The sequence below is a fragment of the Edaphobacter dinghuensis genome, from assembly GCF_014640335.1.
Classification (GTDB): domain Bacteria; phylum Acidobacteriota; class Terriglobia; order Terriglobales; family Acidobacteriaceae; genus Edaphobacter; species Edaphobacter dinghuensis.
Genome location: NZ_BMGT01000001.1, coordinates 889,875 through 909,239, shown reverse-complemented (window position 1 = coordinate 909,239; position 19,365 = coordinate 889,875). Strand labels below are relative to the sequence as shown.

At 58.5% G+C, this 19,365-nt stretch carries 20 protein-coding genes; 6 read left to right on the top strand and 14 right to left on the bottom strand.

The window, feature by feature from the left end:
* Positions 1-140: 140 nt before the first annotated feature.
* From IEW09_RS03680 to IEW09_RS03635, 10 genes are all read right to left on the bottom strand, one after another.
* Positions 141-575, bottom strand: coding sequence for an ExbD/TolR family protein (locus IEW09_RS03680; protein WP_188552778.1), 435 nt, complete (start codon positions 573-575; stop codon positions 141-143).
* Between the two features lie 64 nt (positions 576-639).
* Positions 640-1,086, bottom strand: a complete 447-nt coding sequence (locus IEW09_RS03675; RefSeq protein ID WP_188552777.1) for an ExbD/TolR family protein — start codon at positions 1,084-1,086, stop codon at positions 640-642.
* 164 nt (positions 1,087-1,250) lie between these two features.
* A complete protein-coding gene (locus IEW09_RS03670; RefSeq protein ID WP_188552776.1) occupies positions 1,251-1,991 on the bottom strand; it encodes a MotA/TolQ/ExbB proton channel family protein in 741 nt (246 codons plus the stop codon).
* Between the two features lie 121 nt (positions 1,992-2,112).
* Positions 2,113-2,841 (bottom strand): energy transducer TonB, encoded by a 729-nt coding sequence (locus tag IEW09_RS03665; protein ID WP_188552775.1) that lies wholly within the window; start codon positions 2,839-2,841, stop codon positions 2,113-2,115.
* A 105-nt stretch (positions 2,842-2,946) separates the two neighbouring features.
* Complete coding sequence (secF, locus tag IEW09_RS03660; RefSeq protein ID WP_188552774.1) at positions 2,947-3,909, bottom strand: protein translocase subunit SecF; 963 nt, start codon at positions 3,907-3,909, stop codon at positions 2,947-2,949.
* 64 nt (positions 3,910-3,973) lie between these two features.
* On the bottom strand, positions 3,974-5,581 hold the full coding sequence (secD, locus tag IEW09_RS03655; RefSeq protein WP_188552773.1) for a protein translocase subunit SecD: 1,608 nt from the start codon (positions 5,579-5,581) through the stop codon (positions 3,974-3,976).
* A gap of 132 nt (positions 5,582-5,713) precedes the next feature.
* On the bottom strand, positions 5,714-6,031 hold the full coding sequence (yajC, locus tag IEW09_RS03650; protein ID WP_188552772.1) for a preprotein translocase subunit YajC: 318 nt from the start codon (positions 6,029-6,031) through the stop codon (positions 5,714-5,716).
* 183 nt (positions 6,032-6,214) lie between these two features.
* Positions 6,215-6,607: a DUF3037 domain-containing protein gene (locus tag IEW09_RS03645; protein ID WP_229739054.1), complete on the bottom strand. Its 393-nt coding sequence runs from the start codon at positions 6,605-6,607 to the stop codon at positions 6,215-6,217.
* Positions 6,591-7,373 carry a HipA family kinase gene (locus IEW09_RS03640; protein WP_188552771.1) on the bottom strand — a complete coding sequence of 261 codons (783 nt, stop codon included), beginning with the start codon at positions 7,371-7,373 and terminating at the stop codon, positions 6,591-6,593. The genes IEW09_RS03645 and IEW09_RS03640 overlap by 17 nt, the downstream gene beginning before the upstream one ends.
* A 99-nt stretch (positions 7,374-7,472) precedes the next feature.
* Positions 7,473-9,557, bottom strand: coding sequence for a M3 family metallopeptidase (locus tag IEW09_RS03635; protein WP_188552770.1), 2,085 nt, complete (start codon positions 9,555-9,557; stop codon positions 7,473-7,475).
* Positions 9,558-9,694: 137 nt separating this feature from the next.
* Between IEW09_RS03635 and IEW09_RS03630 the strand changes: the two genes are divergently transcribed.
* Entirely contained in the window at positions 9,695-10,201 is a 507-nt protein-coding gene (locus tag IEW09_RS03630) for a heme-degrading domain-containing protein (RefSeq protein WP_188552769.1), read from the top strand.
* Between the two features lie 2 nt (positions 10,202-10,203).
* Here IEW09_RS03630 and IEW09_RS03625 read toward each other — a convergent pair whose 3' ends face one another.
* On the bottom strand, positions 10,204-11,625 hold the full coding sequence (locus IEW09_RS03625) for a phytoene desaturase family protein (RefSeq protein ID WP_229739053.1): 1,422 nt from the start codon (positions 11,623-11,625) through the stop codon (positions 10,204-10,206).
* A gap of 16 nt (positions 11,626-11,641) precedes the next feature.
* Complete coding sequence (tgt, locus tag IEW09_RS03620) at positions 11,642-12,772, bottom strand: tRNA guanosine(34) transglycosylase Tgt (protein WP_188552768.1); 1,131 nt, start codon at positions 12,770-12,772, stop codon at positions 11,642-11,644.
* Between the two features lie 259 nt (positions 12,773-13,031).
* Between tgt and IEW09_RS03615 the strand changes: the two genes are divergently transcribed.
* From IEW09_RS03615 to IEW09_RS03595, 5 genes are all read left to right on the top strand, one after another.
* Positions 13,032-13,901: a 2,3,4,5-tetrahydropyridine-2,6-dicarboxylate N-succinyltransferase gene (locus IEW09_RS03615; RefSeq protein ID WP_188552767.1), complete on the top strand. Its 870-nt coding sequence runs from the start codon at positions 13,032-13,034 to the stop codon at positions 13,899-13,901.
* A 52-nt stretch (positions 13,902-13,953) separates the two neighbouring features.
* Positions 13,954-14,691 (top strand): hypothetical protein, encoded by a 738-nt coding sequence (locus IEW09_RS03610; protein ID WP_188552766.1) that lies wholly within the window; start codon positions 13,954-13,956, stop codon positions 14,689-14,691.
* An 11-nt stretch (positions 14,692-14,702) separates the two neighbouring features.
* Positions 14,703-15,188, top strand: a complete 486-nt coding sequence (locus IEW09_RS03605) for a hypothetical protein (protein ID WP_188552765.1) — start codon at positions 14,703-14,705, stop codon at positions 15,186-15,188.
* Positions 15,189-15,250: 62 nt separating this feature from the next.
* Positions 15,251-16,156, top strand: a complete 906-nt coding sequence (locus IEW09_RS03600) for a hypothetical protein (protein WP_188552764.1) — start codon at positions 15,251-15,253, stop codon at positions 16,154-16,156.
* Positions 16,153-16,914: a hypothetical protein gene (locus IEW09_RS03595; RefSeq protein WP_188552763.1), complete on the top strand. Its 762-nt coding sequence runs from the start codon at positions 16,153-16,155 to the stop codon at positions 16,912-16,914. The genes IEW09_RS03600 and IEW09_RS03595 overlap by 4 nt, the downstream gene beginning before the upstream one ends.
* A 54-nt stretch (positions 16,915-16,968) precedes the next feature.
* On the opposite strand, the gene IEW09_RS03590 is transcribed toward IEW09_RS03595, so the two are convergent.
* Both IEW09_RS03590 and IEW09_RS03585 read right to left on the bottom strand, forming a co-directional pair.
* Positions 16,969-18,555, bottom strand: a complete 1,587-nt coding sequence (locus tag IEW09_RS03590) for a phage baseplate assembly protein V (protein ID WP_188552762.1) — start codon at positions 18,553-18,555, stop codon at positions 16,969-16,971.
* A gap of 80 nt (positions 18,556-18,635) precedes the next feature.
* On the bottom strand, positions 18,636-19,361 hold the full coding sequence (locus IEW09_RS03585; RefSeq protein ID WP_188552761.1) for a PP2C family protein-serine/threonine phosphatase: 726 nt from the start codon (positions 19,359-19,361) through the stop codon (positions 18,636-18,638).
* Positions 19,362-19,365: the final 4 nt, after the last annotated feature.

Here is a 19,365-nt window from a genome sequence, read left to right as displayed (position 1 = left end):
CCCGCTTGATTGTAATGTTATACGCCCCAGCGTGGCTAGAGGACGCATCGTTTGTCCTGCGAAACAGATTTTTGATAAGACAAGCAACGGGCGGTAGCCAAGGTAGCCACCGCCCGCGCCCGCAATTTAGTGCGAGCCGATCACTGGCCCGCCGCAATCCTTGGGGTGATGATGCCGATGTTGTCTACGCCGGCCTGATGACCGAAGTCAACGACCTCTGCAATCTTGGAGAAATCAAGGTCCTTGTCGCCCTTGATGAACATTACCTTTTCCTGGCGGGTCGCAAAGATCTCTTCCAGCTTTGGCTCCAGCTGTGACTTATTGAAGGGGGTCTCATTGATCTGATAGGACGGAGCTCCTGCACCGTTCGCCATGACCTGAACCACGATCGTGCGATCATTCGGCTGGTCTTGCGTCTTGTTCTTGGGCGGCTGAGGCACCAGTGTCTGCAAGCCCTTGGGGGTTACCGGCACAATGACCATGAAGATAATCAGCAATACCAGAAGAACGTCGATAAGCGGGGTTACATTGATCTCGGAAACCGATCCGCCCGAAGTTCCAGCGCTCATTCCCATAGCAAATCTCCTTGTCTGCTCCGGCTGCTCGATCTTTTTCGAGTCCGCCGTCCTGCAACGGGCACTATTGGCCCGTCATTACGTTTGTTTCGTTATCAGTCTTCTCGGTGAGAAGACCCAACTGGTTGACACCAGCTGCACGGATACCATCGATCGCGTCCATGACCTTACCGTAGTTAGCGCGCTGATCCGCACGCATATAGACCTCTTTGTCGGTCTTGTTCTGGAGCAAATTCGAAATCTTGGTGCCAAGATCATCATCGGTGACCTGGTCGGCGCCGAGGAACGTCCTGCCATCTCGCGTGATCGCCACGGTGATCGCATCTTCCTTGTTGGCGTTATCCATCACGATTGCCGAAGCGGCAGTCGGCAGATCTACATTGACCTTGTTGTTCAGCATGGGGGTGATAACCATGAAGATGATCAGCAGCACCAACATCACGTCCACCATGGGCGTCACGTTGATGTTTGAGTTGACCTTCTTGCCTTCATCCCGCTTATTGATGCTCATAACGTCGGCTCCGTCCGGTGTGTCCGGCTTTGCTATTTCTCGGCGATCCCTGCGGTAGCACTCCGCCCTTCGGACGCCGTTCGCTGGCGGCGTCCGAAGGGCCTCGACTGAGGCATGATTCTCGCAGGTTTGTTGCCTTGCCTGTTGTCTTTACGGCTTACAGCTTAGCGGTGGCTCTGCTTGATGAAGTAGTCAACGAGTTCGCTGGAGCTGTTGTCCATCTCGACGTCGAACGCTTCCACCTTACCAGTGAAGTAGTTGAACGTCATAACGGCGGGGATGGCGACGAGCAGACCCATAGCGGTCGTTACCAGGGCTTCCGAGATACCGCCGGCGACTGCGCCGATACCGGAGGTCTTCTGGGTTGCGATCTGTTGGAACGCGTTCAAGATACCGACGACGGTTCCGAACAGTCCGATGAACGGTGCGGTCGAACCGATGGTCGCCAGACCACCGAGGCCGCGCTTCAGCTTGGCATGAACGATCGCCTCAGAGCGCTCGAGGGCGCGCTTGGAGCTCTCAACCTGCTGCTCGGTGATGTTGCCGCCGGAACCGAAGCTGCGGAACTCCTGCAGACCGGCCGTGACAACCTCTGCGAGGTGCGACTTCTTGGAGCGGTCAGCAACCTTGATTGCCTCGTCGAGACGGCCATCCTTCAACGCACCGGCAACCTTCGGCGCGAACTCGCGGGACTGCTTGCGGGCGGCGGAGAAGTACAGAGCGCGATCGATGATGACAGCCAGCGACCAGATCGACATGATGAAGAGAATGATGACGACGCAACGCGCCAGCCAACCCATGTTGGCCCAGAGGCCGAGGACGCTGAAGCTGACCTGGGCATCATCAAAAAAGAGGCCGAGGGAAGTCGGTACGTGAGCGAAATTTGTGAGATGAGCGAGAATCACTTGGATGTTTCCTCCTGGTGTAAATCTATTCTTCTGAAGCTTGACCCGTGAATCCCCCGAACGTGCGATGAAGCTTCAGGGAGGCTCACGGATAGACGACGCAGAGCCTGCAAAGGTTGTTCTAACCGCCCATATTGAAGTTGACGGACACGGTGGTATCAACCTCCGTGGGCTCGCCATTCAAGATGTATGGCTTGTAACGCCAGGTGCGAACGGCATCGACCGCGCTGGCACGCAACATCTCCGGCCCACTGATCACCGTCAAGTTGGTAATGGTTCCCGTCTTGGAGATGATGGCGTGCAGAACAACCGTACCGGATACATGCGCTGCGCGAGCGATCGGAGGATACGTCGGGTTGACCCCGCCAATCTTCGAACCCGCGACAACACCGCTGGAGACCCGAACCGGGCCCTTCGGCTTCTCGACGCGCACCACTGGGGTCGGCGCGCTTCCAATGCCTCCCATGACACCGCCGGGGACGCCGCTTCCGCTACCCATGCCGCTCATACCGGCGACACCGGCTACCTGCGGAGGCGCAGCCTCTTCCTTCAGCATCTTGATGTCCTTGGGAATCTTGGTCGGAGCATGAAGGCCCTGATCGATCTCCGACACCATCTTGATCGGTTTTACGATCTGCTGCGGCGGTGGCGGTGGCGGCGGTGGCGGCGGTGGCGGCGGAGCCGTCAACATGGCCGTCAACGCGGTATGCGGCAGCGCATCAGGATATAGCAGCGGAATCAGGATCATGGTCGCAACGATCAAAGCATTGAAGACGAGCGTAACAATCATCCAATACTTGGATTTGCTCTTGATCTTTCCACCGGACTCGATAATTGAATCTTCAAACATAATATGCAGCCTCTTTACTGTGAAGAAGAGCTATCTTCTTTAGACACCACCCCGTCAGGATTTGTTCCCGGATGAGGTCACACCCCGGAAAGCCACCCAAACGGCCTACGTTCTGGCCCTCTTTGCCGCTGGCAGAACGGCTGTCTTGCCCCGCTTTGACCGCCACTCCTGGTACGCCACCAGCATCGGTGCCGCCACAGCAATGGAGGAGTACGTTCCAATCAAAATACCTACGACGAGTGCGAAGGAAAATCCGTTCAACACTTCGCCGCCAAACAGATACAAACAAAGAACCGTCAGAAAGGTCAGGCCCGACGAGATGACGGTCCTGCTCAGGGTCTGATTGATGCTGCGATTCACCAGGTCGGCCAAAGGTTCTCTCCGCGAGAGTGCGAGGTTCTCGCGGATGCGGTCGAAGACGACGATCGTGTCGTTCATCGAGTAACCGATCAGGGTGAGGATTGCAGCGATAACGGTAAGCGTAATTTCTTTGTTCGTCAAACTGAAGGCGCCGATGGTGATCAGCGTGTCGTGAAAGACCGCCGCAACCGCCGCCACGCCATAGATCAGCTCGAAGCGGAACCACAGGTAAATCAGCATTCCCAGCAGCGAGTAAAGGGTTGCCTGGATTGCTTGCTCTTGCAGCTGCTTGCCTGCGGTGGGGCCTACAATCTGTACCTGCTCGATGGTGAAGCCGGAGTCATGATAGTTGGCCGACAGTGCATTCTCGACCGCCTCGCGTCCAGCATCGTGCGCCGTGTCGGATGCAGTAGACTCGGGCAGCGCGATGATGACCTTGTTGGCTGCGTGACCGCTGGGATCGCTGACACGCTGAATAGTGAAATCGCGGACGCCGGCCTGGTCCATCGCGTGACGGACATGCTCTTCGTTCGGCATCTGGGTAAAGTCGACCCGGATCTGCGTTCCGCCCTTGAAGTCGACGCCCAGCGGAATGTGGTGCCAGAACGCCAGGCTGAGAATGCCGGCGATCGAAAAAATCAGTGAAAACCCGAGGAAATACCACTTCTTCCCGAGCCAGTCGATATTCGGATTATGAAACAGTTCCACGCTCTTTAACCTCTTTGACTGCTAGCTTCCAGCCATTAACTTTCTAAATCGACAGCGCCGCGAGCTAAATCGACAACGATGCGCCGCGTTCTTTTCTTTCGAGAACCGCGTCGAAGATCACTCGCGACACATAGACCGCCGTAAACAGGTTGGCCAGAAGACCGAATACCAGCGTCACAGCAAATCCCTGCACCGGTCCCGATCCGAACAGGAACAGGATAGCCGCCGACACGATGGTCGTAACGTGAGTATCGAAAATAGTGGTCCATGCATGGGCAAAGCCCTGCTGCACCGCAACCGGCGTACTCTTGCCGTTGCGCAGCTCTTCGCGGATACGCTCGAAGATCAGCACGTTCGAGTCGACGCCCATACCGATGGTCAGGATGACGCCCGCGATGCCCGGCAGCGTAAGCGTAGCCCCGGCAAATCCCATAAAGCCCAGCAGGATGACCAGGTTGAGGATCAACGCAAGGTCGGCGTTGATGCCCGCACCCTTGTAGTAGATCAGCATGAAGATCATGACCGCCAGCATGCCGGCGACGGCTGCGATGACGCCCTGGCGAATAGAGGCCGCACCGAGGCTCGGTCCAACGACACGCGTCTCGAGATAAGAGATCGACGCAGGCAGCGCGCCCGTGCGCAACATTAGAGAGAGGTCCGATGCCTGCTGTTTGGTAAAGCCACCCGTAATCTCGCCGTTATCGCGGATGGCGCTGTCAATTCCGGCAACCTCGCGCACTTTGTTATCGAGCACGATCGCCATGGAGCCCGGAGTCGAGCTGCTCTTGCTGTGCGTCGAGGTGTACTTGTAGAAGCGGTCGCCTGCTTCGGTCGTCAGGGTGAAGCGAATGTTCGGTCGCCCGTTCTGGTCGGTCGAGGGCTGCGCGTCGCGGAAGTCAGTACCTTCCACCTCGCTGGTGCGCTTCAGCAGCCAGACCTGATCAGGCATTCCGGCAGAGCCTACGCCGTGCACCAGCATGGAGTCAGGCGGAATGACTCCGTTATTCGCCTGCAGAGCGTCGGCGTCGGTGCCGTAGGGGCCGCCCACCACCGCATGAATCGAGAGCTTGGCCGTCGATTGAATGACGTCTTCTACCTCGGCGGGATCTTTGACGCCGGGCAGCTCGACGAGGATCTCATTCTCGCCAAGACCATACTTCTGAATCTGAGGTTCGGTCACGCCCAGCTTGTCGATGCGCTCGCGAATGGTGTCGATCGACGTATTGAGCGTTCGCGTGTACAGGTCGGCAATAGCCGACTGCTTCATCGTCAGCGTCGTATTGCCCGTCGCGTTGGTAGCTACGTCATAGCTGCTGTAGTCTGTGCCTTCCATGACGCCACGCGCATCGGCGAGCCGGGTCGATGGAATTCCGCTGACAACAATGGTCTCGGGGTTCTGCGGATCGGTCTTGCCCACCGTCGTTCCAGTGATGCCGGCCTTCTGCAGATCAGCTTCGAGCCGTGCGACATCATGATCGGTCGCCGAGGTCAGCGCCTCGGCAACGTGCACCTGCAACACAAGGTGGACGCCGCCCTTGAGGTCGAGCCCTAAATTGATATGCCTCAGAATCGACTGCTTCAGGCCACCATGCGGTATGCCAAGGAAGCCGAAGACGAAGACCAACAATATCCCTACGATGAATGCCGCCTTAGCGGTCAGATTCTTGCTCATGATCTTTATTGAAGGTGCGGCTGGCAGAGCCAAGTTGCTACCCCGCCATCGTCATCCTTACTTCTTCCTCGTCCGTAAATTAACGGTTAAATCTCTGCTTGCTGAAATGCTTTGTCGAATGTCCTGCAAATTCTATGCTGCCGGGGTATCGGTCGTCACGGCAGCGACGGCCTGCTTGGCGAACTCCAGCTTCACTCCGTCCGGCTGTACGCGCAGGACGAGAACATCATCCTTCACCGAGATAATCGTTCCCTTGATGCCGCCATTGGTGGTGACGCGGTCGCCGGCCTTCAGCTCCGACAACATGTTCTGCCACTTTTTCTGCTTCCTCTGGTTCGGCACAATCATCAAAAAGTAAAGCGCAACAAAGAACAGGATCGGCAACGCCAGTCCGCCTAAATTGCCCAGCCCGAATCCACCTGCTGCACTCTGCAACCACATTGCCAGCATCTGTAAAACTCCGTTCCACCGCTTAAAGATTGCAGCCTGCGCCGTTTAGAAACGTGCGCAACCGAAGCGCTCATACCGACGCGGCTTCGCTATCAGGCCATAAAGGGTGCCTAGCCCCTAAGCATCGCGTAACCGTACGCCTCTGTCAAGGCGGCCATCCTGCGCACCCGCGCCAAATCAGGCTCACCCAGCCAGCAGCCGCCGCGAAAGCTGGTCTATCGTCTGCCTCAGCGTCTGCCCCTGCCCCTCGCACAGCCCCGTGTGCACCGGTGAGACCTGAATGATCGTGCTGCGCGGTGAGACCAGCCAGTGAAACCGCTCGCGCTGGCTCAGTCGCGCAATCGGGCCCGCCGACACATCGCCAGCGCAGATCTTCGGGATCGCCTCCAAGTGCTTTCGTACCAGTTCGATATCGATCTCCGGCCACAGAGCCTTCAGCCGCGCCTCATCCACCTGCACCCGCGCCTCCAGAAAGCGATGCTCCAGGCAGAAGACAATGACGCCCGCATTGATAAACTCTCCCCGCTCGACGCGCGGCACCACACGCACGACGGCGTAATCAAACGAGCTCGGCACGGGCACGGATCGCCTCCTCAACAAAATTCGATGAACCGTTCAGCCGCCGCGTGAAGAAGTCGAGATACACCGCTCGCTTCTCCTCAGCACTCAAATCCTTCGCCTCCGGCAGCAGCCACGCCTCAGGCACATCCTCCAGAATCGCCGCGAAGACCTCCGGATTCAACCGCTTATGCGCCACAGCATCAGCCTCCGCAAGCGCACTGGCCCACGGCAGCAGGATATGCTGCTTCACCTGTGCGAACGGATTCTCCGCCTTATCCGCCATGCTCTTCCAGTCATGGTGAAAGTACAGCGCCGCGCCATGGTCGATGAAGTAAAGCTCCCGGTGCCAGCACAGCAGGTTCGCGTTGCGCGGCGTGCGGTCCACGTTAGCCACAAACGCGTCGAACCACACCGCCAGCGATGCCGTCACAGCATCCGCCATATCTCCCGCCGCCGGATCGAACATCGACGACCCCGGCAGATAATCCAGCGCCATATTCAACCCGGCGCTAGCCCGCAGCAGGTCGCGGATCTCCTCATCCGGCTCGTTCCGTCCCAGCGCGGCATCGACCTCCACCAGCACCAGCTCCGGAACCCGCAGCCCCAGCGCACGGCCTATCTCGCCCGCAACCAGCTCCGCCACCAACGCCAGCGGCCCTTGCCCCGCGCCGCGAAACTTCAACACGTACAGACCCAGATCGTCCGCCTCGATAATCGCAGGCAGCGATCCACCCTCGCGCAGCGCCGTGACATATTGTGTCGCTCGAACTGTTCGAATCATTCCCTCACACAGTGACCCAAATTACCGCCGACCATCGGGAGGCCCGAGGCGAAGCCGGTACACACCCCACGAAGTGGGCGCCGCCCGCGCAGGGCACACTTACTTCTTTGCCTCCGTCTTGGGCGAAGTCTCAAACTCCACCATCATCCAGCTCTTCAAAGCATCAATACTCTGCGGACGCCCCAAAAAGTCCTTCACCAGCACCGCAGCAGGCTTCGTCGCACCCGGCTCCAGCACCGACCTGCGATAGTGCATCGCCGTAGGTCCATCCAGCAGATTGCCCTTGTCGAACTGCGCAAAGAAATCGACCGCAATCACCTTGTCCAGCACATACGTGTAGTAGTTCGAAGCATATCCGGCCAGATGCGTGAAGCTGGTATACATACGGTCGCCATCGACAAACGTAAACGGCGAAAACCGCTTCGTATCCTCCTGCAACAGTGCATCGAAGTCCACATCCGCTGGCGCACGATCATGCAACTGCAACGCATAGTTGGAGTACAGCAACTGACGCTGCACCCAGCGCCCACGCCCATAGGCATCGGCTCTATTCATCCGCTCAAACAGGTCCGCCGGAATCGTCGCGCCGGTCTTATAGTCCTTCGCAAACGAAGAGATGATCGTCTTGTCGCGGAACATCTCCTCCAGCATCTGCGACGGAGCCTCCACAAAATCTCCCTCGACGTTGAAGCCGCCCTGTCCCGACCAGCGCCCCTGCCCGCCGAGAACGTGGTGCATCAAGTGGCCAAACTCGTGGAAGAACGTCACCACCTCGCTGTACTCCATCAGCCCCGGATCGCCCGCCGTGCCGCCGGAGAAGTTGCAGATCAGCGCACCCTCAGGAAGCTGCCGTCCACGAATCCCCGGAACCAGCGGTGCACTGGAGAACCACTTATCCTTGCCCTCGCGCGGATGCATGTCGAGATAGATTCTGCCCAGCTTCTTTCCCGCCCCCGGTTTTGCCGCATCGAAGACATCGAAGACCGCCACCGAGGCATCCCACGTCTTCGCATCCGTCACCGGCCTGAACTCCACATGGAACAGCCGCGCCGCCGTCTTCAAAATTCCCGCCTGCACCTCGTCATAAGGAAAGTAAGGCCGCACGCTCTGCGCGTCGAAGTCATACTTCGCGCGCCGGTACTGCTCCGACCAGTAACCCGCATCTGCGTCCGAGATGCTGGTCAGCCCCGGCTGCTGCTTCTGCGCATACTCCAGCAGCAACCCATACTCCCGCTTGCCGATGTCCCTCGAAGCGTCGTCCACCTGGTTCAGAAACGCCTTCAAATTACTCGCCGAGCCGATCATCTGATCAGCCGTCGCCAGATCGGCATAGGTCGCATAGCCCAACGTGGTCGCCAGCTCCTGCCGCGCCTCCAGAATGTCCTTTAGCACGGCAACGTTCTTCGGATAAGCCCGCTCCGTGTAAGCCAGGAACATGCGCTTGCGCAGGTCGGCATCCTTGGCAAAGCTCATCACCGGCGTGCTGTCCGGCGAATCCGTCGTCAGCGTATACGTGCCATCCGCACCGGGCTTGTGCCGCGCGATATAGTCGGCGGGCAGACCATCGAGCTGCTCCTTCGTCGCCGTCACCTTGCGCACATCGTCGGCGATATTTCTGCCGAAGACCAGCGTCGTCTGCGTAATGCGGTCCTGCAACTGGCGAATCTTCGCCCGCGTTGCATCATCCTTGTCCACGCCCGAGAGCCGATACTCCAGCAACGTCCGCTCCAGATAATGCTTCGTCGCCGCATCGTTCGCAGGCAACGGCACAGCAGCCAGCGCCTGATAGACCTTCTGGTTCAGGCTCAAATCCGTGCTCGCAGTGGAGACCGCCGCGACCATCTCCTGTCCCTTATTGCGCAGATCCGCCGCATCGCCCACCGCAAACATCAGGTAAGCCTCATTGCCCGCGATCGCCAGCTCATTCTGTGCATCGTCAAAGGGCAGCAGAGTGTTCTCCACCGTGTGCGCGCCCTGCACCGAGGTCACCTTATCGATATCGGCCTGCGCCGCCGCCAGTCGCTGATGCACCCACGCATCGAGCGAAGCGGGATCGCTGCCCGCATTCCACGCATGAAGCGGATCGGTGGTCTGCGCTGGCGCTGCACTCGAGAGCGCCACCATCAACGCCCCCGCTCCGGCAATCCACAGGACACCACGAACGATCTGATTGCGTCTCGGCATGAATTCCATGGCCACATAACCCTCCTCATGTAAAAAGGTTGAAGCTGCAAATACTTTCGTTCCGCGAGTATATCGCCGCGAAGCTACCAAAGAGCGCGAAGCCCGAAAGACAGACGCAGCCGAAAAGGAATTTACCCATGGCCATTCACGAAGACCTCGCACTCATTACCCAGCAGGAAGCCGAGCTCGTCTTTCCCGCCTTCGATGCAGAGACCGCCTGGCGTCTTGGCCTCTTCCTCCGCGGACTCGCCATCACTCGCGACCACTCCATCGTCATCGACATCCGCCGCTTCGGCCAGCCTTACCAGCCGCTCTTCTACACCGCGCTCAACGGCACCACGCCCGACAACGCCCGCTGGGTGCAGCGCAAATCGAACGTCGTAGCCCGCTTCCACCGCAGCTCCTACCAGCTCGGCCTCTACCTCAGGCACAACAACACCACGCTCGCCGAAAAATACTCGCTGTCCGACGCCGACTACGCCACCCACGGCGGCAGCTTCCCCATCCACGTCGCCGGAGCGGGCATCATCGGCTCCGTCACCGTCTCCGGCCTGCCCCAGCGCGAAGACCACAACCTCGTCGTCGAAGCCCTCTGCCACGAGCTCGAGCAAGACCACGCCACCCTGCGTCTGCCCTCGGAGTAGCTCTAGCCCAAATCCTCCAGCGCCCGCACCGCCGCCAGATGTCCGCACATCCCATGCACCCCACCGCCTGGCGGCGTCGAAGCCGAGCACAAATACAGCCCCTTCGTCCCCGTTCGATACGCCGACAGCGCAGGCCGAGCCACCATCTGCCCCAGCGTCATCGCGCCGCCGCCAATATCGCCGCCGATCAGATTCGCGTCCCACTCCTCCAGCGCCTGCGTCCCCATCGCATGCCGAGCCAGCACGCACTCACGAAATCCCGGCGCAAACCGCTCCATCTGCGCCTCAATCGCATCCACCGCCGACCCCTCCCACCCATTCGGCACATGGCAATAGGCCCACGCCGTATGCTTTCCCGCAGGAGCCCGCGTCGCATCGAACAGACTAGGCTGCGCCACCAGCACAAAAGGCCGCGCAGCAGCCTCACCGCGCCACGGAGCATCCTCCGCCGCCGCAATCTCCTCCATCGTCCCGCCCACATGCACCGTAGCCGCTTGCAGACACTCCTTCGCCCGCCACGGAATTGGCTCGCTCAACGCCCAGTCCATCTTGAACGCACCCGGCCCATACGCAAACCCCTCCATCTTCTCCGCATACTCAGGTGACAGCTGCTGCCCGGCGATCTGCCGCAACTGCCGCGGCGAAACATCGCACAAAATCGCATCCGCATCCCCCAACTCGCGCAGGTCCGAGACGCGAACCCCCGTCCGAATCTCTCCGCCCAAACTCACAAGATAAGCCGCCAGCGCATCCGACAAAGCCTGCGCTCCGCCCTCCACAATCGGCCACCCCACCGCATGCCCAGCGGCCGCCAGCACCAATCCCACCGCCGAACTCGCCGCACTCTCCAGCGGCCTCATCGAGTGCGCCGCGCACCCAGCAAACAAAGCCCGCGCCCGTTCACCACGAAACAGCATTCCACCAAGCGCTGTCGCAGGCAGCATCGCAAACAACCCAAATCGCCCTAGCAACAAAGGATGCCGTGGCAGATGCACCACCGGCCCAAGAATCTCGCCACACAACTCCGGCCATCTCTCCACCAGCGGCCCGATCAGCCGCCGCCACGTATCGCCATCACGTCCAAGCCCCGCCGCCGTGGCCTCAACGCTATGCTCCAGCATCACCGCCGATCCATCGTCCAAAGGATGCGCCATCGCCGCCGCAGGCTCAATCCACCGCAGCCCAAACTGCTCCAGCGGAAGCTCGCGAAAGAAAGGCGACGCCACGCCCAGCGGATAGACCGAAGACCCCACATCATGCCGAAATCCCGGCAGCGTAAGCTCCGCCGTCCGCGCCGCACCGCCCACCGTCTCCGCAACCTCAAAGACAGTCGTAGCCACGCCAGCCCAGGCCAGAGTAATCGCCGCGCTCAAACCATTCGGTCCCGCTCCGACAATCGCCGCCCGCCTCATCAAGCCGAGCATAGCGCATTCCCGCCCTTCACCCCGCCAGATCGCCCCGCACCCGAGCCATGGTATCCAGATAAAAAGCCAGATTGTGCACCGAGTTCAGCGTCAACCCTAGCGCCTCGCCCGACACGAACAGATGCCGCAGATAAGCCCGCGAGTACCTTCGGCAAACCATGCACCCGCACGACTCATCAATCGGCCGCGCATCCTCCGCATACTCCTTGCGCTTGATGTTCATCCGAACTACTGGCCCACCAGCCTCCTCGCGCATGAACACCAACCCATGCCGCCCGGCTCGCGTCGGCAACACGCAGTCCATCATGTCCACGCCCATCCGCGCATACTCTTCGATCTCGTCGGGATAACCCACGCCCATCACATAACGCGGCTTGTCCTTTGGCAGCCACTCCAGCGTGCGCGCAATCATCTCGCGCGTCACCTCGCGCGGCTCGCCCACCGCGAGGCCGCCAATGGCATATCCCGGCAGCTCCATCTCCACCAGCCGCTCGGCGCTCTCCTTACGCAGGTCCGCATACATGCCACCCTGCACAATGCCGAACAAGCTCTGCGTCTTCCCGCCGCGCTCCTCAAACCACGGCACGCGTTCCTTGTTCGTCTCAAAGTGGTCCTTCGACCGCTGCGCCCAGGCATGCGTCAGCGCCATCGAATCGCGCGTGCGCTCATACGTCGCCGGATGCTCCACGCACTCGTCGAAGACCATCATCACGTCCGCGCCCAGTGCAATCTGCACATCCATCGAGTGCTCCGGCGAAAAGAAGTGCTTGCTCCCATCCAGATGCGACCGAAACTCCACACCATCCGGTGTCACCTTGCGCAGACTGCTCAGACTGAAGACCTGAAACCCGCCCGAGTCCGTCAGCATCGGGCGTTCCCAGCTCATAAACCTGTGCACGCCACCCATTCGCGCAATCAGCTCATGCCCCGGCCGCAGATAGAGATGATACGTATTCGCCAGAATGATCTGCGCCCCCACACCGTCCGAGCCGGTCTCCTCCAGCACGCCCTGCTCGACCGTCTTGACGCTCGCCGCCGTCCCCACCGGCATAAACACCGGCGTCTCCACCACACCATGCGGCAGCACCAGCCGTCCGTGCCGACCACCGCCGGCATCCGTTCTATCCACTTGAAACACAAGGCCCATCTCAAGATTGTAGAGGGTGGGTTTATTGTCCCCGCTTCGAACAGGCCGAGCCGCTGTCCTCTCCGGCTACAATCCGTCGGATCGAAGTAATCCGCAGTAATTCAACGCCTCGAAACCGTCAGAACGATTGATCGAAGTTTCACAGATGAATGATTGGGATTTCACAAACAAATCGGCGCAACTCCCGGCTAGGCTATACTTAGCTCAGGCAAAACGCCGAAAGACTCGCTTCAAAGACGACCAGCTCAGGGAACCTAAAATGAGTGCGCAGCCTTTTACGATGCCATCCGATCCGAGGCAGACCCCCGATACCTCCAATCCCGAGCCAACCTCCAGCACAAGCTGGGCAGATGTGCTTTACGATCGCTACCATCTCTTTCAATCTGCCGAAGCAGATTCCATAGAACGTCAAGCCATTCTGATTGAGATCCTCTGCGCTATCGAACACGGCCAGCTGCGGGTTGCCGAGCCAAACCCTTCGGGTGGCTGGATGGTCCGAGGCTGGGTCAAGCAGGCCCTCGTCGCGCTCAGCAGCAGCGGTACCATCGCCACCCAGACCGGCCCCTTGCCTGGCACCGAGATGACCATGCTGGGTTGGCGCGAGACTCGTGAGCTGGAGACGCGTGTTCCCGCAGGCAGCCATCTTCGCCGGGGATGCTATCTGGCACCCGGCGTCTCCATCATGCCTCCTTCCACAATTCAGGCCGGTGCCTGGCTCGGATCAGGAGTGCGCGTCGATTCTCATGTGCTCGTCGGAAGCTGCGCGCAGATCGGCGAGCATGTTGTCCTGGGTTGCGGCACAATGATCGGCGGTATTATCCTCCCCGAGCCCGCCCTGCCGATCATCCTTGAGACCCGCGTCCTTGTTGGCGGCAACTGCGGCTTATACGGCTCACTGTGGATCGGCGAACATGCCATCCTTCGACCTGGCACCATCATCCAGGCGTCCGAGGGGGTCTACGACAGCACGACAGGAGAGTGGCTTCGACCCAACCCTGACGCCGTTCTGCGCATCCCATCACGGGCTGAACTTGGTATGGGCCTGCCTCCGCTCGAACACGCACGTAACGGCGTTCAACGCCTGGCACCCATCATCTTTAACTATGCCGTCGCATCCGACGCTGTATGACTTTTACGAACGAGCCCTGGTTCTGACCATATTCCAAAAGGGAGCATAACGTATGGCAGTCTTCAATGCAGATGTTCAAACTCCGCGAGTGACCGGCGACCCCGGCACCGACCATATCTTGCCGCCTGCCGGATCTTTAAGCTACGGTGGCATCACTTCTCAGAGTGCCCTGGCCGGAACGAACGGGGTCGACACATTGCTTGTCTCCGGTGACCGCGACCGCCAGATGAACGGCAACGAAAGCACGCGCATCACGCAGAACCGCACGCACACGATCGGCGGAAATCAACAGAAGAAGATCGTCGGCAACAAGGTTGAGAACGTCATCAGCAACTTTACCCAGACGACGCTTGGAAATCTGCACCGTTCCATCATCGGAGCCACAAACGATCTTTACACCGCGGCGCATACTGTCGCGCACAAAGCGAACCAGATGTTACAGGAGCCTGTCTCCTACTTCCATGACGTTGCCGAGCACTTCGTTAAAACAACAGAGCACCATGACGAGTACCAGTTCCTGCAACTCTATGCGGGCTCGGTCATTAACGTCATCGGTGTCAACATGGACTTCAAGGGCGGCCAGCTAGCGGCAATCATCGGAAGCGCCGAAAAAACCGCGTTCTCCTGGGCCGAACATCTCGCCAAGCTACACGATGCGGCAGTAGACCAGCGATTTGAGGCGCTTGATGGCAAGATCGGCGCCATCCAACCTGTCGTTCACGTCACAATGCTGCATGAGGTTGCCATCACGCAGAAGATTCTCGTTGTCGGAATCAATCAGTACCTCTAAAAGGCCAGCGAATGAAACTAATCTCTATCATCTCCAACACGAACGGTAACCTCATCGCCGAGCAGCATCCACAAACGGCTGGCTTTCTAATAGGGGTCTTCACGCTCGCCCTCATCGGCCTGGCCGTCTACCTTGTATGGACACGTGCGTGGACGATGCTGATTCTTCCTATCCTGGGATTAGCTCTTATGCTGTTCCTCTCTCGTATAGGGCAAAAGACGACCTATCGCGTCGACATCGATCAGCAGACGCATCAGATCACTTCGGAACAACTGAAGGACGGCAAGGTCATCTCGACAGCGACGACGCCTGCAAGCGATCTCACCTCCGCCGAGATGCAGTTCAATCGCGGTGCCCGCAAGATCGTGCTGATCCATCGCGACGGCCACCAGAGCTTCCCCCTGGGCGAGCAGGAGCTGCAGGATGAGCCCGATCAGTATGTGGTTCTCAATGCACTGCGGCAGGTGATTGGACAAAGCCCTGCGGTGCCGCAGTAGATCGGGGTTTCGTAGTACTTGCTCGGATGCACCACGATCGTTCCAGAAAAGGTGCCTTATCGATGTCGGAAGTTGTAGAAACAGATCGCCGTCGGCGGCTCGAAAAGCACGACGACTCCAACCGTTTCCGTCCCTGGCAGCGAGCCTGGCAGATAGGAACGTGTCAGCTTTACTGGATGCCAGTCAATGCGTACCCCGTCTCTTTCAGACAGAGACAATGGCTGCTCCGTTTTTATGAACTGCTGGCGGTGCGTCTTCTCGAGAAGCACGAGATTTCGCCCGAACTGTTCCTGCAGATGAAGACGATTCATCCGCATCTACGAGATATCTTCATCAAGACCTCTCGCGAGTATCACCCCATCTTCGGATTGGGTAGGCATCCCGCTCATTCGCTTCCGCAGGTGCCCGATGAAAAATATGCGGAGGACCTGCAAAAGGGCAAGGTGAAGTACGATCACAAGGCGCTGCAGCCGGATTACTCCTACTGGTTCCTGACGAAAAAGCCGCGTGAGCAGACACAGACCTTTCTCGGCTTCGGCGGGTTAACGACGCTGTTCTTTCCTCCGGCAGACCCGGAGATGCAGAAGCCGCGCAAGCCGAATATGACGAGCGTGCGCGATCCTAAAATGCGGGAGCTGATCGAAAAGACTGACGTGAATGCCATGATGGCAAGGCTGAGTTCATTGCAGGCTCCTTTTCTCAAACGCAGCAAAGACCTCTTTGCCGCCGACCTGACTGACGATCCGCAATACCCCGGCCTGCTCTTCGCTCTTCCGCTGCTGGGCTCACGCGACTTCTTCGCCGCAAATCCCGCCGCCATCGACGAGTGGTTTTCACTTTTCAACGTTTACCTGCGCGAGAGTCCCGAGGATGGCGGCCTCATCCTGGCATCCAACAAAGACATTGAGCAGGACCTGGAAGATTTACTCTCCTCTATGCGTGATGAAAAACTCGAGTATCCCGAATGACCTCTTTGTCAGGCTCAACAACATCGCGTCTTCGCCTGCGCGAGATGGCCTGTCCCGACAGTTGGACTGCTGCCGTCCTCGAAACACCGTTTGCTCCGGATGGCGGGCCTCACCCCGATTATCAGGCAGCGGTGGATTGCCTTCTCACTCATCTCGAACCTTTCGAGCACACGATTGGCCAGGAAGTAATGCTGCAGTTCGATCGCTGCCGCCCCGATGCAGAGATTTCTCTGCTGCGCACCAACGCTCGCATTTGGCAGCCCGAGATCGGACTCGGCGTATGGCCGAATCAAGATGCGCCCACCACCTGGACCAAAGAAGAGTTTCTTGCCGCTGCGCCCGGCACCTTACGCCCCGTGATGTACCGCGTCTTTCGCGTTCAGACAGAGGATCCTGCCGCACAGATCTCGGCATGGAAAGCCCTGCTCGGGTCGGGCGTGCTGATTCGAATCGCGACATCCAAACCGGGTGGCTTTCTGCCCGCAGCGACAGCGTTTTTACAACCCAGAATCACCGACGTCTCACTCGAAAGCTTTCCTTTCTATATACCCTTGCTGACCGAGGGTGCGCTTGCTCACCCGCATCCTGCCTTCACCGCAGAGTTGGATGCATGGCTTCCTGCCTGCAAAGGTTACATGCGCGAGAGCGAGGAGGATGGAGGACTGCTGGTTCTTTCCCGCCAGCTTCCGGAGCAGTTCTGGGGCGCACTTGCAAAGACGAAACCGCCTTTCGATGCGGTACGTCTCACACGAGATTGACGCTCCGTCTTTGCAAATGCAGCATTGAAATAGGTGGAGACAGTACCGCCGGAATCAACCTGTCTCATGCGAGCGAGTCGCACTGCGGAAATGGATGCGTCCTTGCGGTGCTGAGAACAGAATGTCTCCCTGCGATTCGAAGACGATGGCAGGGCGTCCTGTCTCGTTTGCCTTTTCCGTCATCGTGATGCGCACATTTTTAGGAGTCGCCAGCGTAATCGTCTCCTGACCGGGATTATCGGCCAGCGTAATGCGATGGCCCGACTTGGTGACAATGCGCTTAAGGTTATTGTCGGCAAACTCCGATCCATTCACCTCGCCGGCTGACCAGTAGCCCGCACTCGGCGGCTGTTGTACTCCTGTCCAGAGCGATCCAAGAATATAGGGACGCTCTACATCGCCTTCTTCAAACGCGATGGCTACCTCGTCACCCACTTCAGGAAGAAAGAGTATGCCGCGGTCTGCTCCTGCATGTGCCGAGATCAGCCGGACCCATGTCGACTCCGACTTGTCCTGCCAGTAATACTGAATACGGATTCGGCCCTGGTTATGCGGATCGTGATTAGCGATGACGCGTGCGGGATAGAGCCCGTCGAGATTGGGTCTCTCAAGCCGCTCAGGATTCGACCAGCGCTGTGCCGGTGTTGCCTTGAAGTGATTTTCATAGCCCTTGGGCGTCCAGCGATGAACACACTCGACAACACCGTAAGTTGCGTCAACCTCTGACAGTCCGGCGACAGTAACGGTGCCTCCTGCACACACACGCGGCTCACGGCTCACACCATTGCAGGTAACCGAAGAAGCCAGCGCTCGTCGCGATTCCTTCTGAAGAAGATCGTGATAATGGTCGAGCGTGATGGCACGATTTCGGTCAGAGACCGAGGCAGGAGGCAGGTTCGCACCCTGTTGTTTCACGGCGGCAACCATCTTCTCCGCCGCGCCGCCATAAAAGACAGCGTCGCTTTTAACACCGTTATAAGACTGGGTCTTCATCGGCAGCGCGTCATAGTGAGTGCCCTCATACAGCAGCGGGCGAAGCTGTCCGTTGGTCTGCCACTCCAGCAATCCAAACTCTCCCTGTCGCCACTCGAGAGTAGGACCAGACTGAAAAGCCGTCTGTACTTCGATTCCCGGAGACTCGAGCGACGGCCGCAACCACGCTTCAGATCCATCCACGAGACGAAGCAAAAATCGATAGTCGGTCTCCTCCCACTGCACATAACTCATCTCCGGCTGCGAGGGAATTGAGCCTGTAAGGCTGAGCCCGTTGTTCGATAAGATCGTGCTGGCCACTTGTTGTGTCGACTCTTTTTTGAAGTATGCCTGCCGCTCTGCCTGATCGAGTTTCCAACTGTCTGAGAACGCCTCGATCACAGCCCCGTAACTTCCAGTGACCTCGTAGATCAAACGGCTCTCGACAACAGTGCCCGAAAAGATAACATTTTCACCACTCTCTACGGTGGAGGTAGAAATCTTAAGCGGTTGGCCTAACAAATTTTCGACATTGGGGCGCGCATCAAGCGTATTGCGAAGCGTGATGCTGCAATGCCAATGCTGATTGAGTATCTGGTGTACTTCGATCACACTCCAGAGCGTTCCGAGAATCTCATTTGATCCAATAACGACACTTGCCTGTGCCATATTCGACTCCTTATTGCCGTGATCTGATGTTGTTGCCGCTCACCTTGCAAATCGATCCATCTGTTGCTTTACCAAATTCATTAATCGATCTGAACCACCATGCAGGTAATGTTGTCGCTGCCTCCAGAACGATTGGCAGCGCTGATTAGTTGATGACAAGCATGCTCCGGAGAGACGGATGCAATCAGGTGAGACTGTATCTCCGAGTGCGAGATCGTGCGCGTCAAGCCATCCGTCGCCAACAAAAAACAGTCTCCGATTCTTACTCGTATCGTCGTTACCACCGGCACAACGAACTGGCCGGCGCCGAGCGCCTGTGTTAAGACGCCTTCGAGCTTTGCGGTCTGAGCCTCCGACATCTTTCTTCGCCCTGCGCGCATATGCTCCACCAGCAAGGAATGATCTTCTGTCAGTCGGTGCAGGGAAAGGTCGCGCATCAAATAAGCTCTGCTGTCTCCAACATGCGCGATCGTCATGCGCTGGCCGTCGAAGTGTGCAGCGACGACAGTCGTACTCATTCCCGCATAAGCAGGTTCGGAGCGAGAGGAGTCATTCAAGATGCGATTGACTCGTTGGATCGCTCGATGAAGCAAGTTACCTCCTATGTTCTCCGTCGTTTGCCGAACAAATGTCTCAAGCAGGGAATCGACGGCGAGACGACTGGCCACCTCACCGGCACGGCGTCCGCCAACGCCATCGCAGACCACGAAGAGTCCTCGATCGAGATCGAAGCCGAACGCATCTTCATTCGTCGTCCGCACCTGGCCAACATGGCTCTCTGCTGAAGCTTGAATCCGTATCTGCATCGAT

Coding starts and splice junctions, on each gene's coding strand:
- IEW09_RS03680 (WP_188552778.1), bottom strand. CDS start 575: ATGGGAATGAGCGCTGGAACTTCGGGCGGATCGGTTTCCGAGATCAAT.
- IEW09_RS03675 (WP_188552777.1), bottom strand. CDS start 1,086: ATGAGCATCAATAAGCGGGATGAAGGCAAGAAGGTCAACTCAAACATC.
- IEW09_RS03665 (WP_188552775.1), bottom strand. CDS start 2,841: ATGTTTGAAGATTCAATTATCGAGTCCGGTGGAAAGATCAAGAGCAAA.
- secD (WP_188552773.1), bottom strand. CDS start 5,581: ATGAGCAAGAATCTGACCGCTAAGGCGGCATTCATCGTAGGGATATTG.
- yajC (WP_188552772.1), bottom strand. CDS start 6,031: ATGCTGGCAATGTGGTTGCAGAGTGCAGCAGGTGGATTCGGGCTGGGC.
- IEW09_RS03640 (WP_188552771.1), bottom strand. CDS start 7,373: ATGATTCGAACAGTTCGAGCGACACAATATGTCACGGCGCTGCGCGAG.
- IEW09_RS03635 (WP_188552770.1), bottom strand. CDS start 9,557: ATGCCGAGACGCAATCAGATCGTTCGTGGTGTCCTGTGGATTGCCGGA.
- IEW09_RS03630 (WP_188552769.1), top strand. CDS start 9,695: ATGGCCATTCACGAAGACCTCGCACTCATTACCCAGCAGGAAGCCGAG.
- IEW09_RS03625 (WP_229739053.1), bottom strand. CDS start 11,625: ATGCTCGGCTTGATGAGGCGGGCGGCGATTGTCGGAGCGGGACCGAAT.
- tgt (WP_188552768.1), bottom strand. CDS start 12,772: ATGGGCCTTGTGTTTCAAGTGGATAGAACGGATGCCGGCGGTGGTCGG.
- IEW09_RS03615 (WP_188552767.1), top strand. CDS start 13,032: ATGAGTGCGCAGCCTTTTACGATGCCATCCGATCCGAGGCAGACCCCC.
- IEW09_RS03610 (WP_188552766.1), top strand. CDS start 13,954: ATGGCAGTCTTCAATGCAGATGTTCAAACTCCGCGAGTGACCGGCGAC.
- IEW09_RS03605 (WP_188552765.1), top strand. CDS start 14,703: ATGAAACTAATCTCTATCATCTCCAACACGAACGGTAACCTCATCGCC.
- IEW09_RS03600 (WP_188552764.1), top strand. CDS start 15,251: ATGTCGGAAGTTGTAGAAACAGATCGCCGTCGGCGGCTCGAAAAGCAC.
- IEW09_RS03595 (WP_188552763.1), top strand. CDS start 16,153: ATGACCTCTTTGTCAGGCTCAACAACATCGCGTCTTCGCCTGCGCGAG.
- IEW09_RS03590 (WP_188552762.1), bottom strand. CDS start 18,555: ATGGCACAGGCAAGTGTCGTTATTGGATCAAATGAGATTCTCGGAACG.
- IEW09_RS03585 (WP_188552761.1), bottom strand. CDS start 19,361: ATGCAGATACGGATTCAAGCTTCAGCAGAGAGCCATGTTGGCCAGGTG.